Consider the following 14,247-nt stretch of genomic DNA (forward strand, 5'->3'; position numbering starts at 1 on the left):
ACAAAACCCGCGCCAAAATGGCACGGGTTTTGTTTATTTATAAGCGAAATATTATTTTGCTACCAGGGTTTGTTGACCTGGTTTCCAGTTGATTGGGCAAAGTCCGCCGGATTGCAAAGCTTGCAATACGCGAAGCGTTTCGTCTACGCTGCGGCCAACGTTGTTGTGGTTAACAACTTGGTATTGTACTTCGCCTTCTGGGTTGATGATGAAAAGGCCGCGAAGAGCGATACCTTCTTCTTCAATTAGCACGCCGTAGTCACGAGCAACGCTTTTCGTGATATCAGCTGCAAGCGGGAATTCAAGTTGGCCTAGGCCATTATCGTTAACCGGCGTGTTGATCCATGCACGGTGGCTGTGTTTGCTGTCAATGCTGACACCAAGAATTTCAGTGTTCAGTTTTTTGAATTCAGCAGCTGCAACGCTCAACGCAGTGATTTCCGTTGGGCATACAAATGTGAAGTCAAGCGGGTAGAAAAACAATACGAGCCATTTGCCTTTGTAATCCGCAAGTGATGCTGTACCGAAATCTTTACCGTCGCCTGTTGCTGTTTCCATCGAAAAATCTGGGGCCTGACGGCCTACCAAACGCTCTGCCATAATAGAAAACCTCCTTGACCTATCCATAAATTTTTATTTTTCACGTCACTTCATCTGTGTGACTTACCTAGTAAATAGTATCACTAGTCTAGAATGAAGTCAATATTATAATCAATATTTATTTATAATAATTATAAACTAGGAACTACTTTCTAAGAGCGGCTACGATCAAATCGCCCATTTCTGTTGTTCCGATCGCTTTGCTCTTATCAACTGCGATGTCACCGGTACGGTGTCCAGCATCAAGCACTTCTTTAACTGCAGCTTCAATTGCCGCAGCAGCTTCGTGATATCCGAAAGTTAGACGGAACATCAGTGCTACCGAAAGAATCGTCGCGATTGGATTGGAGATCCCTTGACCTGCGATGTCAGGAGCGGAGCCATGTACCGGCTCGTACAAGCCGAAGCTTCCTTCACCCAGCGAAGCAGACGAGAGCATGCCAATTGAACCAGTTAACATAGCCGCTTCGTCGCTTAGAATATCGCCGAACATATTTTCGGTTACGATGACATCAAAGCTCGAAGGACGGCGAAGCAGCTGCATCGCGCAGTTATCAACGAGTACGTGCTCCAGTTCAACCTCTGGATATTCAGGAGCGATCCGGTTTACCACTTCACGCCATAAGCGCGATGTTTCCAATACGTTCGCTTTATCAACCGAAGCCAGGCGTTTGCCGCGAGTCATTGCGATATCGAATGCTTGACGAACAATACGCTCGATTTCTTGGACGTTGTATACGCAAGTATCAACCGCTTCCTCGCCGCCGGCACCCTCGCGACGGAATTTCTCGCCAAAGTAAATGCCGCCTGTCAATTCGCGGACTACAATCAGATCCGTGCCTTCAAGAACTTCCGGCTTCAAAGTCGATGCTTCTTTCAAGCAATCGAACACTGTTGCAGGACGAATATTCGAGAAAAGGCCCAATGCTTTGCGAATGCCCAGCAAGCCTGTTTCCGGACGAAGCTCTTTAGAGTTGTTGTCCCATTTCGGTCCGCCTACCGCACCCAGCAATACCGCATCCGCGCCTTTGCAAAGGTCAAGCGTTTCTTGCGGCAGCGGCGTTCCTTTTTCATCGATTGCAATACCGCCGAACAAGCCATTCGCCGTTTCGAATTTATAGCCATAAAGCTCTTCGGTTTTTTTGAGTACTTTAAGCGCTTCGCCAACAACCTCAGGGCCGATACCGTCGCCGGCAATAACTGCAATTTTTTTAACGTCTGACATAATAAATGTAACACTCCTCTTTTTCAATTAAACTTGTCCATTCAACCATTCGGATAACTTCTGGCGATAAGCAAGTTTTCACACTCATTCTCATTCTATTATCATTTGTACCATAAAAACGGTCTGATTACAAAGATATAAAATCTATTTACTCTATAGACTGAAGCTATAAAGAACCGAAAAGACGAAAGCGAAATTAGATTGTACTCGCCCATTCATGGATCATATTTAACCCGTAGACGATACGACCGTAATGTTACGGCTTGCTGCGAGATCATGCTCGTAGGGCGCGTGTACCTGGTGGCCGTCTGCCTCCCTGATGATTGGCACTATCGGACGATTCGCAATGCTTGTTTGTTAATCCAACAATACCATTTCCGATGCGCACAAAATATTACCCGCTTGGCTCCAAATAGGTATCCAATGGTATACTTTAATCCGCAAAAAGATGTTCGTGTCGCAAAACGTCTCTTCGTGTAAAATGAAGCTAATATACGGTTCCCCTTACAAGCAGGTGGTAAGAAATGGCGCAGGATGCAACGCAGGATGAACTGGAAAGCAGGTTTCTAGTCGGGCGTAAAGAAGAAATAGCTGTATTTTTAAACGAGCTCACCGAGCCGCCGTTAAGCAAAAAAATAATAAACCTGTACGGAACCGCCGGCATCGGTAAAAGCTTTTTGCTTGATGAATTCATCAGACTTGCCCATTCCAAACAGGCCCTCGCCGTTACGATTGATTGCGAAAGCTTCGCCGTAGCTCCGGGAGGTGCCCGGCTAGCGCTGAAGCATTCGTTCATGCAGCGGCTGAAAGGCCGGATGAAAAAGACCCCATTCTAAGCAGAGAAGATATTTCGCCTCGCGAGAAAGAGGTTGCCAAGCTCCTAGAGCAAGGAATGACTAACCTTGAGATAGCGGCGAGGCTTTATTTAAGCGAAGCGACGGTCAAGAAACATATGAAGTCCATGATGACGAAGCTGAATGCTGCCAACCGCACGCAGCTGCTAAAAAGGCTGTTGGAATCATGATTATCGATTTTACCAAGAAATCAAAATAGGACAGTCCCTATGGTCATGTATCGACCTTGCGGAACTGTCCTATTTGGCATTGATATGTTCTTTTCTAGATCAAGCTCATCTTGTCGCGGCGGCCAGGCGTCTTGCGCTTCTCGATCAAACGGTTCAGCGCGTCGATATAGGCGCGCGCGCTCGCTTCTAGGATATCCGTACTAAGTCCGCGGCCTTGGGCAGAAACTTCATCCTGCTTCAGAACGACATGAACCTCGCCTTGGGCATCCTTTCCTTGCGATACCGATTTAATCGAGTAGTCCTCAAGCTCCACAGCTTCCTTGGTAACCTTGTCGATCGCGTTATATATCGCGTCAACGGAACCGTTGCCGATCGCTATTTCTTCTACGACTTCGCCTTCCGCGCTGCGGATCCGAACGGAAGCGCTTGGCGTTGATTGGTTGCCGTAGCTGACTTGGATCGTCTCCAGGCTGAATACTTCCGGCGTATCGATCAGCTTTTCTTCCAGCATAGCGAGAATATCTTCATCGCTAACGGTTTTCTTGCGATCGGCCAAATCCTTGAATTTAGCAAACGCCGCGTTAACCGCTTCATCCTCAAGCTCATAGCCTAGATCGATCAACTTCTCGCGGAACGCATGGCGTCCGGAGTGCTTGCCGAGCACCAGCTTAGATTCTTTCAGACCGATCGTTTCAGGTGAAATGATCTCGTATGTCGTTTTCTCTTTCAGCATGCCATCCTGATGAATGCCAGACTCATGCGCGAACGCATTGGCTCCTACGATGGCTTTGTTGCCTGGAACAACCATTCCCGTCAGCTTGCTGACAAGCCGGCTCGTCTTGGCGATTTCCTTCAGATTCAATGTCGTTTGTGCACCAAAGTAATCCGGACGCGTCGCAAGCGCCATTGCGATTTCTTCAATCGCCGTATTGCCTGCACGCTCCCCGATTCCGTTAATGGTACCTTCGACTTGATCCGCGCCGTTCAAAATTGCCGCAAGCGCATTAGCCGTAGCCATGCCGAGATCATCGTGGCAATGTGCGCTCAACTGAATCGTTTCGATATTCGGTACGTTTTCCTTCAGCGTTTTAAAGATATTGCCGAATTCATGCGGGTTCAAATAACCAACCGTATCCGGGATGTTCACGACCGTTGCTCCCGCTTTAATCGCGAGTTCCGTTACCTGGCATAAAAAATCAAGCTCGGTACGACCGGCATCCTCAGCCGAGAATTCGACCTTGTCAAAGTATTGCTTTGCGTAACGAATAGCGCGCTCTGCCGTTTCAAGCACCTGATCCTTCTCCATCCGAAGCTTATGCTTACGGTGGATAGGGCTGGTAGCAAGGAATACGTGAATGCACGGATCCTGCGCACCGATAAGCGCTTCGCGCACTGCATCGATATCCTGCTCGCGCGAGCGCGACAGACCGATTACCGTAGCATTCTTCACTGCGCGCGCAACCGCGTTAACCGCAGCAAGATCACCTGGCGAAGCAGCTGGGAAGCCAGCCTCAATACGGTCCACTCCAAGCTTCTCAAGCTGAAGGGCAATCTCTACCTTTTCCTTCGTGTTCAGGTTTACCCCGGGAGATTGCTCTCCATCACGAAGCGTTGTATCGAAAACATAAATTTTCCGCATTTGTGCATTGCACCTCCGTGAACAGAATGATCCCGGCACGCGCATGGGGCCGCCGTACGAAACGTGATCCGCTTCGTACGGAGATCCGGCGAACCGGGATATGGTCGTTCATTCTATCTGATATTACTTCTTGATCCAGTGCATCAATTCGCGAAGCTGTGCGCCTGTTTGCTCAATTGGATGAGCAGCTTCGTTACGGCGCGTAGCTGTAAGCATTGCACGGTTCGATTGGTTTTCCAAGATGAAATCACGAGCGAAACGGCCGGATTGGATATCTTCCAATACGCGTTTCATTTCTTTTTTCGTTTCTTCCGTAACAATGCGAGGACCAGTTACATAATCGCCGTATTCTGCAGTATTGGAGATGGAATCGCGCATCGACGAAATTCCGCCTTCATACATCATGTCAACGATCAGCTTAAGCTCGTGCAAGCACTCGAAGTAAGCCATTTCCGGAGCATAGCCAGCTTCAACAAGCGTCTCGAAGCCTGCTTTAACAAGTGCGGAAGCACCGCCGCAAAGAACGGCTTGCTCACCGAACAAATCTGTTTCTGTTTCTTCTTTGAAAGAAGTTTCGATAACGCCAGCACGCGTACAGCCGATACCTTTAGCATATGCAAGGCCGATAGCTTTAGCATTGCCAGTAGCATCTTGCTCGATTGCAATTAGACCAGGAACGCCAAAGCCCTCTTGGTAAGTACGGCGAACCATGTGACCAGGGGATTTTGGAGCAACTAGGAATACGTCTGTATCTGCGTTAGGCACGATTTGGCCGTAGTGGATGTTGAAGCCGTGAGAGAACATAAGAGCCGCGCCTTTTTTCAGGTTAGGAGCGATTTCTTCGCTGTATACTTTCGCTTGTGTTTCGTCAGGAAGCAAAATTTGAACAACGTCAGCTACTTTAGTTGCTTCAGCAACTGTAAGTACTTCGAAACCGTCTTTTTTAGCAACATCAGCGGATTTACCGGGACGAAGTCCGATAACAACTTTCAAGCCGCTGTCGCGAAGGTTTTGCGCTTGTGCGTGACCTTGGCTGCCGTAACCGATAACTGCGATTGTTTTGCCTTGTAGTACGCCTTGATCAGCGTCTTTTTCATAGTACATTGTAACTGCCATTTTAATAATTGCCTCCTTTAATTTAACCCTTTTGAGCGGGTGTTTAAGCAGAGAATGACCCATAAGCAGCGGTTCTCCCCTTAAACTCCCGCTCAAAGCGGGATGTGGAAATAAATTTGGTTACTACTTTGCGTTGCCTCTGTTTAATGCCGTTACGCCTGTACGCGAAAGCTCGCGAATGCCGTAAGGCTTTAGTAATTCAACCATTGCGTCGATTTTCTCCGTGTCGCCGACTACTTGTACCATAAGCGAATGAGTGCCAATGTCAACAACCGCTGCGCGGAAGGTTTCAACTACGCCTAAAATTTCCGGACGGGTTGCGGGCTCCGCATTTACTTTGATAAGCGCAAGCTCGCGGGCAACCATCGGATTGGAGCTCAGATCGATGACTTTAATGACATCAATGAGCTTGTACAATTGCTTCGTAACCTGCTCGAGGGTATGGTCATCACCTGAGGTGACGATGACCATACGCGACAAGCCTGCTTCTTCGCTGGAACCAACCGTAATACTTTCAATGTTGAAGCCGCGGCGTCCGAACAAGCCGGAAACACGCTGCAGAACGCCGGGCTGATCGTTAACGATTACTGCGATCGTGTGCTTTTTCATTCCGCATCCCCCATGATCATTTCGTCGATGGTGCTTCCTTGCGCAACCATTGGGTACACGTTCTCTTCTTTGCGAACGACGAACTCAACAACGGCCGGACCAGGATGACGCAGCGCCTCTTCCCATACAGCACGTGCGTCTTCTTTGTTCGTAGCGCGGAAGCCTTTTACTCCGTAAGCCTCGGAAAGCTTAACGAAGTCAGGGCTGCCCGAGAGATCGATATGGCTGTAGCGGTTTTCATAGATCAGCTCCTGCCACTGACGAACCATCCCAAGCACCTGGTTATTGATGATGACGACTTTAACCGGAATATTGTTGATCGCGCATATCGCAAGTTCCTGCGCACACATTTGCATTCCGCCGTCACCATTGATTGAAACGACTACGCGTTCCGGGTTCGCCATTTGAGCGCCGATAGCGGAAGGGAATCCGAAGCCCATCGTGCCAAGGCCCCCTGAGGTTACCCATGAACGAGGCTTATTGAATTTGTAATACTGCGCTGCCCACATTTGGTGCTGGCCAACGTCAGTCGTTACGATCGCATCGCCGTTTGTCGTTTCGTGAATCATCTCGATAACCCATTGCGGCTTCAGTTCATCCTCGGAATCCTTGTAGCTGAATGGATATTGCTCACAAGATGCTTTAAGCTTCGCACGCCAATCATCCGCTTTATCCGCACGCTTAGCTTGCTTGTTCACTAGCTCCAGAACCGTCTTCACATCGCCTACGATCGGAATGTCCGTCGGCACGTTTTTGCCGATTTCAGCAGGATCGATGTCAATATGGACGATCTTTGCAAGCGGCGCAAAGCCTGAAAGCTTACCGGTAACACGGTCATCGAAGCGGGCGCCGATATTAATAAGCAAATCCGCGCTTTGAATCGATTTGTTAGCCGTATAAGTACCGTGCATGCCCGGCATACCCAGGAACAGGTCATTGCCGCTTGGGAATGCTCCCAAACCAAGCAAGGTTGTCGTAATCGGTATTTGCGTCTTCGTTACGAACTCGAACAGTTCTTCGTGGCCGCCAGAGTATACGACTCCGCCGCCAGCCAAGATAAGCGGACGCTCGGCTTGTTCAATAGCCTTAATGAGCTTGTCGACTTGATTCTTGTTTGGCGATACCGTCGGGTTATAGCCGCGGATGCTCACTTCCGTCGATGGCTTGAACAATGTCTTAGCCGCCGAGATGTCTTTCGGTATGTCAATCAATACTGGACCTTTGCGTCCAGTGTTGGCAATGTGGAATGCTTCATGAATAATACGCGGCAAATCTTCAACGTCGCGTACCAAGTAGCTGTGTTTCGTAATCGGCATTGTAATGCCCGTAATGTCCGCTTCCTGGAAAGCATCGCTTCCGATCAAGCTGGAAATGACATTGCCCGTAATCACGACTAACGGCACAGAATCCATATAGGCCGTTGCAATACCCGTAACGAGGTTCGTTGCTCCCGGACCTGACGTTGCGATACATACGCCTACTTTGCCGCTTGCGCGTGCATAACCGTCTGCTGCGTGAATTGCGCCCTGCTCGTGACGGGTAAGTAAATGATTGAAATCGGGGTTTCCGTGCATCGCGTCATAAATGTACAACACTGCTCCGCCAGGATAGCCGAATACACAATCTACACCCTCAAGAAGTAGACTTCTTAGCAAAATTTCCGAACCGGATATGACCTCGGGCTTCGAGAGTCTTTCCTTCAATTCCTCTTTTGACTTCAGTGTTGCACCTTGCGTTACCATCAGTCATCCTCCTCTCAGAAAAAACAAAAAAACCTTTCGCTCCTCATGCTTCAAACGAAGCAACGAGGGACGAAAGGTATATCTTCCGTGGTACCACCCAAATTTGTTATACGTCTCCCGATGTATAACCTCCACAAGTAAGAACGTCGTGCACATACGTTCATACTATTGGCACTTTAACGCTTGCCTTGCGATTTCCCCTATTAGGCAACAGCATTCGTTGTTGCTTTTCAAGGAAACAGCTCCGAGGTGAGCTCGTAGAAAAGGGATTTTGGCGATGGTTGCAGCTAATCCATCCGCTCTCTGTTCAAAAGGGCCCTAAGCACTTCGTCCTCATCATTGCTGATTTTGTATTTACCACATGGTGCGTACACCGGTACGTGGTAGATAAGACTTTCTTTATTATATGCCGTGAATCCTCGTTCGTCAAGAACCCTGATGATACTTCCTGCAAATTCTAATTGGCGCATTCACCGGCAAATGCACATATACTATTTTAGCCCCCAAACGGCAAACTCATGCAGCGTTCTTGTTGCCCGGCGCCGCAGAAACGGAATGATGGATATGATTCGACTTTACGACCCCAGGCTGGATCAAGCCGAGGTGGTCCGCCTTATACGGAACGAGCTTATTCCTTTATCCCATACGGTGCACCAGCTTGATGCCCAAACGATCCGAGAGCTCCCCAAGCGCTTCCGCCGCGGCGTTACTTATGTAGCATCCTTATCAAAAAAAAGCCCGCCGGTCTCCTTCCTTCATTTTGAAGTAATGGGCGAGGTCCTTTATTTAGATATGATGGTCACGCATCCCGATCATCGAAACCGGCAGTGGGGAAGAAAATTAATGGCTCATAGCGAGGCTTACGGCAGAACGCAGAACTGCAAGGTTGCCAGACTGTTTGTGGATCAGGTAAATGATAAAGCTCATCATCTCTATAGCAAGCTTGGCTATCACACCGTCCGCTACTACCCTGATCTACGCTGCTATGAGCTGCTTAAGCCGCTCACCCCGCCATGATCATCTAGCTGCCATTAATACCCGTTGTAGCCTTGGTTGCCGTACCCGCCGTAACCGCCGTAGCCGCCGCCGTCGAAGCAGCATTGATTTTTAAAGTTGTTGTTGCAGCAGCCTCCGCCGCCGAAACCACCGCCAAAGCCGCCGCCAAAGAACGGAAGCGTACCGATTGCAAGAAGATCAAACAAAACGAGAGGCAAAATAGCTTTCGTTTGTACGACTTTTCCCTTTTCATTCTCTAATGGGGCAATGATCAGTTTATTTTGGTGAACCTTAACGAGCTTGCCAGTGACGACAGTGCCGTCTGGACGAACTGCATAAATGGATTTGCCGATCAGTTTCCGTACGTCTTGTTTGGAAACGTTATGCATAGAAATCCCTCCTTTCCTGTTGTCCTTCAACATATTCAAGGAAAAGAGCATCCGTCTGTTTGTTTGTCCTCTGCCGCAACAAATGTGCGCATGCATCAATACAAAAAAGGCTGCCCAAGGCTCATCGTATAGATGACTTGGACAGCCTTTATATGTGATTAACGCCTACGCGTTAATTTTTTCTTTTGCAATGCCTGCAAGGGAGTTGAACGAAGTCATATCGTTAACTGCCAGGTCAGCAAGGATTTTGCGGTTAACTTCAACGCCCGCAAGCTTCAAGCCGTGCATGAATTTGTTGTACGAAAGTCCGTTAATGCGAGCTGCCGCGTTAATACGAACGATCCACAGTCTGCGGATGTCACGTTTTTTGTTGCGACGGTCACGGTATGCGTACATAAGGGACTTACCAACTTGCTCCTTCGCTGTTTTAAACAGGCGATGTTTCGAACCGAAATAACCTTTAGCTAGCTTTAGAATTCTTTTGCGACGACGAGTGCGGACAAATCCGCCTTTGACTCTTGCCATGAATGGAAACCTCCTGTAGGTTGAATTAGCTTATTTGTTGTAGCTTATTATTACAAGTTAGAAAGGCCTTGCTTCAAACGACGAACGTCGCCAGCAGCCATAAGCGGTTGACCAGCAAGTACGCGTTTTTGACGACCGGATTTGTGTGAAAGCAAGTGGTTACGGTAAGCTTTGTAACGTTTTACTTTACCAGTTCCAGTAATTTTAAAGCGGTCTTTCAGACTGCTGTGAGTTTTCATCTTAGGCATATCAGTTATCCTCCTTAAAGTTCTTCATCAGTTGTTAGCTGTTGGTTTTGGGTGCCAAAATCATAATCATGCTCCGGCCTTCCAGCTTAGGAGCGCGCTCAACGCTGCATAATTCGGCAACCTCTTTTGAAAGACGATCCAAAATCTTTTGTCCCAGAGACGCATGCGCAATCTCACGGCCGCGGAATCTGACGGATGCTTTCACTTTATCGCCTTCATTGAGAAACTTGACAACGTTACGGAATTTCGTCTGGTAGTCGTTTTCATCAATGTTGGCACGGAACCAAACTTCTTTAAGATCAACGATCTTTTGGTTTTTACGAGCTTCTTTTTCTTTCTTCTGCTGCTCGTAACGGAACTTTCCGTAGTCCATGATCCGGCATACCGGCGGCTTAGCCGTCGGTGCGACGTTCACCAGGTCCAAATTAAGTTCAACCGCCATCTGCATAGCATCACGAATCGATTTAATACCGATTTGCTCACCTTCAGCGCCTACCAGCCGTACTTCTCTGGCCCGGATCTCATCATTGATTTGATGTTCTCTGCTAATAACGTGCCACCTCCAAAATTGGTTTGTTTCATGTCTCCACGCAATAAAAAAATGCGGGTTCGTTAGAACCCGCATCTCATAACCGTACATGTATGTCAGAACACTATTTCGGTAGAAATAATGGAATGACTAATCGATTATCGCGAACCAGCCAGCCGTAGCCGAAAGGTGAGAAGCGGGCGCTTCTGCTTGTGCGTCATTAAGTTAGTTGAAAATGTTACCGTGTTACTATACCATGGCCTACAAAGCCGTGTCAACCGCTTGTGAAAAGATTATCGAAACTCTGTTCGCTTCTCACATCATTATTTGCTTTGCACTTCTTCAATCCGAACGACGCGGGTATGCTGGGTATGGCTCCATGTTTTGTTGTTCTGAGTGAAGAAAGCGTAAAACGTGATCGGCCACCAAGAAACAAGGAAAAACGGCAGCGTAAGAAGATGAGCATACATTTTCCACGATTTTACTCCCTCAAGCATAAGCGCAAGCGGGAATTGGATAATCCCTGCAAACGCAGCGATTCCAACCGTCCACCATGGTAAATAGTTATAAAGCGAATCCAAATAGTTAGTCGATGGAATCGCAATATCGATCCACATTACAAGCGTCAAGATAAATCCAAACAAGGTGTTATAAACAGAAACCGTGTAGATCGCCGAATCGAATTTCACGAAGTTGCGTTCCTTAATGCTTGCCCACAGAAGCGGAAAAAAGTAATTGCGCGCTACGTTGAAATGCCCCTGCATCCAACGAAGCCGCTGCCTTGCCGAAGCTTTGAACGTTACCGGCTTCTCGTCATACACCTTAGCATCGTAATTCAGGATCGGGTAAATGCCCCGCTGTACGCAGCGCATCGAGAATTCCAAGTCTTCTACCAAGCTTGTCGCGCCCCAACCCATGTCCTTGAGCAGCGCCGATTCGAAACACATCCCGGTGCCTCCAAGGAAATTGCTCATCTTCAGGTTGGTTCTGGATAGCTGCCACAAACGGTTGCAATACCAGTACGTGATGCCGTATGCCGCGGTAACCCAAGAATCATCCGGATTCTTCGTATCCAAATACCCTTGAATCACTTGATGGCCCTCGCATAAATCATTGTTCATCAATTGCAGGAAGTCCGGGTTTACGAGATTATCCGCATCGAACATGACAATCGCATCATATTGACGAGGCATAGCCCATAGCTCTTTAAGCATCCACTCAATTGCATATCCTTTGCCGCGCAGCAGCTGGTTGGTTCTTTCGCAAGCATGAACCCCGTGGCTGCGGCTGATGTCTGCCGTTCCATCCGTACAGTTATCACAAATTACAAATATATCGTATAGTTCTTCCGGGTAATCCATCTTTTTTAAATTTTCGATTAGCGCGCCGACGACTTTTTCCTCGTTGTGTGCTGCCACTAAAACCGCAAACGATTTTTGTGGCGCGTGATGCTTCCGGCTTTTGTTTTTCATCAGGCCGAAAATAGAAATACCGAACTGGTAAACCGCAATCAACGCCATCACGACTTGAAACGCGATAAAAATAATACTTAGAACCATGCGATACTGCCCCCTTGAGACCCCATTTTTTTGCTTTTTTTCAGCATTCTAGCACGGCTGCTGCAAGCTTTTTATTATATTTTCTCTCTTTGTATGAGTGTTTCTCTGCAAACACTCGCGGACCTTTATTGATTCTCCACAGAAACAACTTCTTTGTCAAAAGTTGAATTAGTCTCCATTAGGCTTAATCTAGGCAGAAAAACGCTTGCATAGCGTACGAATGGACGCATTACCTCCTTTTACGACGACTCAGCCTTATTTTCAACCATTTACTGACTTTTTAGCACTAACGTCCTTATTTACGAGCAAAGACAGGAAAATGTTTCTTTAATTGTACCCCCACTATGTGACGAACAGGTGAACACGCCTTTCTAGGTTCGACATATTTTGCAGGTCCGACAAGTTCTGCCAGAACTTCTTAAAATATGTCCATTACAGTTTTACCATCAACTGCACAAAATTAAACAGTAAATCACAATCAATATTTATTCTCAGGTTTCATGGGATTTCGTTAGCGTTATTCATTACTAAATGCTTCGGCTGCGCAAGCCACACAAAATGCATTTTAAATGTTATAATACTTACTTATCTTTAATATGTGGACAAGAAATAGTTTACGCCCCGCTTACAAAAACATGTTAAAATTAAAAATATCTCACAAATGGAATGAAAAAAGTAAGCCACCGTTAGGAGGATGACAGCGATGGAACGAATGATAGGCTGGCTGAAAACGAGTGAGCAAAAAATGCTGATTTGGGTAAATCGTAGACCTTCTGGGGGAAAAAGACATCGTTTCCTTAATAAATGGTTAAGCACGGTCACACATATGGGCGGCGCCACCTTTACGCTTGCAACCGCCCTTCTATATGCACTGCTCGCACCTGCTCCTTGGAGCCTGACCGGATGGCAATGCTTGACGGCCGTCATCATTAGCCACCTGCCGGTTGCAATCGTTAAACGAAAATTCAAGCGGCTTCGGCCTTATCAGGCGCTGCCTGGTGTCAATACGGGCCATAATCCGCTTGTAGATTCATCCTTTCCATCCGGCCATACGACGGCGATCTTCGCTTGGCTTGTACCTATTTTGCTGACAAGCGGCGTATGGCTGAGTTTACTGGTGCCGATAGCTTTAATCATCGGAGTGTCCGTCGGCTGGTCAAGGATGTACCTCGGTCTTCATTATCCATCGGATGTTGCCGCGGGCGCACTGATTGGATCAGTGACTGCCCTTGCGGTCAACTATTCCTGGGTCGGATCGGCGGCTGCAGGGATTAACTAATTGTCCTCGTCATCGGAATCATTCAATTCTGCTTTGCTGGCTTCTTCTTCTTCCTTGATCGATTTTTCCTGTTTCGCCTCACGATGCTTTCGCAGCGCTTCAGAGCCGATGACGGCTTCGACCCGATAAATGTTTTGTCCTTTTTCCATGAACTTCATCTCATATTCCGTAAACACAAGGTCCTCCCGGGGGCCTTCTTTGTGTAAATGGAGCGAAATATTGCGCATGACCAGCTCCATTTCCGCAAAGCTGTTCAACGAAAACTCAAATAGCGATTGGGAATCCGTCTTAAAATGGATCTCGCCGCGTTCATTGAGCAGCTCGATGTACTTGGCTACAAGCCTAGGATGCGTAAGTCTCCGGCGCGCATGCTTGCTCTTTGGCCACGGGTCGCTGAAATTAAGATGAACCCGTTCAATTTCTCCAGGCGCAAACATGGTCTCAATGCCCTCGATATTTGCGCGAAGCAGCGCGAGGTTCGGCGGATGCGACTCCCCTTTTTGTTCCCATACGATGCGTGCCTTCTCGCTTGCGCGGCGCAGAAGCTCATCGTACATATCGACGCCAATAAAGTTAATATGCGGATAACGGGCGCTCATTTGACTAATAAAGCGGCCTTTGCCCATGCCCAGCTCTACGTAGATCGGCTGGTCGTTTCCAAAAAACTCACGCCATTTTCCTTTGTGGGGCGCAGCATCCAGCACGACTAGCTCCGGCTGTCCCTCAAGACTTTCACGAATTCCTTTTCTTCCTCTTAAACGCATATG

The 14,247-nt window shown here is 47.8% G+C and carries 16 protein-coding genes and 1 other annotated feature; of the genes, 4 read left to right on the top strand and 12 right to left on the bottom strand.

Annotated elements, in window-relative coordinates; all coding sequences use genetic code 11:
- Positions 1–51: 51 nt before the first annotated feature.
- Both MRBLPE1_RS08530 and leuB read right to left on the bottom strand, forming a co-directional pair.
- Entirely contained in the window at positions 52–600 is a 549-nt protein-coding gene (locus MRBLPE1_RS08530) for a peroxiredoxin (RefSeq protein WP_364144012.1), read from the bottom strand.
- Between the two features lie 145 nt (positions 601–745).
- Positions 746–1,825, bottom strand: a complete 1,080-nt coding sequence (leuB, locus tag MRBLPE1_RS08535) for a 3-isopropylmalate dehydrogenase (protein WP_364144015.1) — start codon at positions 1,823–1,825, stop codon at positions 746–748.
- 524 nt (positions 1,826–2,349) lie between these two features.
- On the opposite strand from leuB, the gene MRBLPE1_RS08540 reads away from it, so the two are divergent.
- Complete coding sequence (locus tag MRBLPE1_RS08540) at positions 2,350–2,661, top strand: ATP-binding protein (RefSeq protein ID WP_364144018.1); 312 nt, start codon at positions 2,350–2,352, stop codon at positions 2,659–2,661.
- The gene (locus tag MRBLPE1_RS08545; protein ID WP_364144021.1) at positions 2,562–2,849 is read left to right on the top strand and encodes a response regulator transcription factor; all 288 of its coding nucleotides are present in this window, start codon (positions 2,562–2,564) and stop codon (positions 2,847–2,849) included. Before MRBLPE1_RS08540 ends, MRBLPE1_RS08545 begins: the two co-directional genes overlap by 100 nt.
- Before the next feature lie 94 nt (positions 2,850–2,943).
- On the opposite strand, the gene MRBLPE1_RS08550 is transcribed toward MRBLPE1_RS08545, so the two are convergent.
- The 4 genes from MRBLPE1_RS08550 to ilvB all read right to left on the bottom strand — a co-directional run bounded on the left by MRBLPE1_RS08550 (position 2,944) and on the right by ilvB (position 7,955).
- Positions 2,944–4,488 (bottom strand): 2-isopropylmalate synthase, encoded by a 1,545-nt coding sequence (locus tag MRBLPE1_RS08550; RefSeq protein ID WP_364144023.1) that lies wholly within the window; start codon positions 4,486–4,488, stop codon positions 2,944–2,946.
- A 123-nt stretch (positions 4,489–4,611) separates the two neighbouring features.
- Positions 4,612–5,604, bottom strand: coding sequence for a ketol-acid reductoisomerase (gene ilvC / locus MRBLPE1_RS08555; protein WP_183567566.1), 993 nt, complete (start codon positions 5,602–5,604; stop codon positions 4,612–4,614).
- 123 nt (positions 5,605–5,727) lie between these two features.
- Complete coding sequence (gene ilvN, locus MRBLPE1_RS08560) at positions 5,728–6,213, bottom strand: acetolactate synthase small subunit (RefSeq protein WP_364144026.1); 486 nt, start codon at positions 6,211–6,213, stop codon at positions 5,728–5,730.
- Positions 6,210–7,955 (bottom strand): biosynthetic-type acetolactate synthase large subunit, encoded by a 1,746-nt coding sequence (ilvB, locus tag MRBLPE1_RS08565; protein WP_364144029.1) that lies wholly within the window; start codon positions 7,953–7,955, stop codon positions 6,210–6,212. Before ilvB ends, ilvN begins: the two co-directional genes overlap by 4 nt.
- A gap of 564 nt (positions 7,956–8,519) precedes the next feature.
- Here ilvB and MRBLPE1_RS08570 point away from each other — a divergent pair.
- Positions 8,520–8,972: a GNAT family N-acetyltransferase gene (locus tag MRBLPE1_RS08570; protein WP_364144031.1), complete on the top strand. Its 453-nt coding sequence runs from the start codon at positions 8,520–8,522 to the stop codon at positions 8,970–8,972.
- A gap of 14 nt (positions 8,973–8,986) precedes the next feature.
- Here MRBLPE1_RS08570 and MRBLPE1_RS08575 read toward each other — a convergent pair whose 3' ends face one another.
- From MRBLPE1_RS08575 to MRBLPE1_RS08595, 5 genes are all read right to left on the bottom strand, one after another.
- Positions 8,987–9,340, bottom strand: coding sequence for a hypothetical protein (locus MRBLPE1_RS08575; RefSeq protein WP_364144034.1), 354 nt, complete (start codon positions 9,338–9,340; stop codon positions 8,987–8,989).
- 165 nt (positions 9,341–9,505) lie between these two features.
- On the bottom strand, positions 9,506–9,865 hold the full coding sequence (rplT, locus tag MRBLPE1_RS08580; RefSeq protein WP_054028358.1) for a 50S ribosomal protein L20: 360 nt from the start codon (positions 9,863–9,865) through the stop codon (positions 9,506–9,508).
- Positions 9,866–9,915: 50 nt separating this feature from the next.
- Positions 9,916–10,113 carry a 50S ribosomal protein L35 gene (gene rpmI / locus MRBLPE1_RS08585; RefSeq protein WP_053374531.1) on the bottom strand — a complete coding sequence of 66 codons (198 nt, stop codon included), beginning with the start codon at positions 10,111–10,113 and terminating at the stop codon, positions 9,916–9,918.
- A 34-nt stretch (positions 10,114–10,147) separates the two neighbouring features.
- Positions 10,148–10,753 (bottom strand): translation initiation factor IF-3, encoded by a 606-nt coding sequence (infC, locus tag MRBLPE1_RS08590; protein ID WP_414698837.1) that lies wholly within the window; start codon positions 10,751–10,753, stop codon positions 10,148–10,150.
- Positions 10,703–10,860 (bottom strand) — a sequence feature (ribosomal protein L20 leader region). Its footprint overlaps the gene before it by 51 nt.
- A 105-nt stretch (positions 10,861–10,965) precedes the next feature.
- Entirely contained in the window at positions 10,966–12,201 is a 1,236-nt protein-coding gene (locus tag MRBLPE1_RS08595) for a glycosyltransferase family 2 protein (RefSeq protein ID WP_364144037.1), read from the bottom strand.
- Positions 12,202–12,904: 703 nt separating this feature from the next.
- Between MRBLPE1_RS08595 and MRBLPE1_RS08600 the strand changes: the two genes are divergently transcribed.
- Complete coding sequence (locus MRBLPE1_RS08600) at positions 12,905–13,480, top strand: phosphatase PAP2 family protein (RefSeq protein WP_364144039.1); 576 nt, start codon at positions 12,905–12,907, stop codon at positions 13,478–13,480.
- Here MRBLPE1_RS08600 and trmB read toward each other — a convergent pair.
- On the bottom strand, positions 13,477–14,244 hold the full coding sequence (gene trmB / locus MRBLPE1_RS08605; protein WP_364144042.1) for a tRNA (guanosine(46)-N7)-methyltransferase TrmB: 768 nt from the start codon (positions 14,242–14,244) through the stop codon (positions 13,477–13,479). The two genes, MRBLPE1_RS08600 and trmB, sit on opposite strands and share 4 nt — an antisense overlap.
- Between the last annotated feature and the right edge of the window lie 3 nt (positions 14,245–14,247).

The organism is Paenibacillus sp. LPE1-1-1.1, assembly GCF_040676435.1.
GTDB lineage: Bacteria > Bacillota > Bacilli > Paenibacillales > Paenibacillaceae > Pristimantibacillus.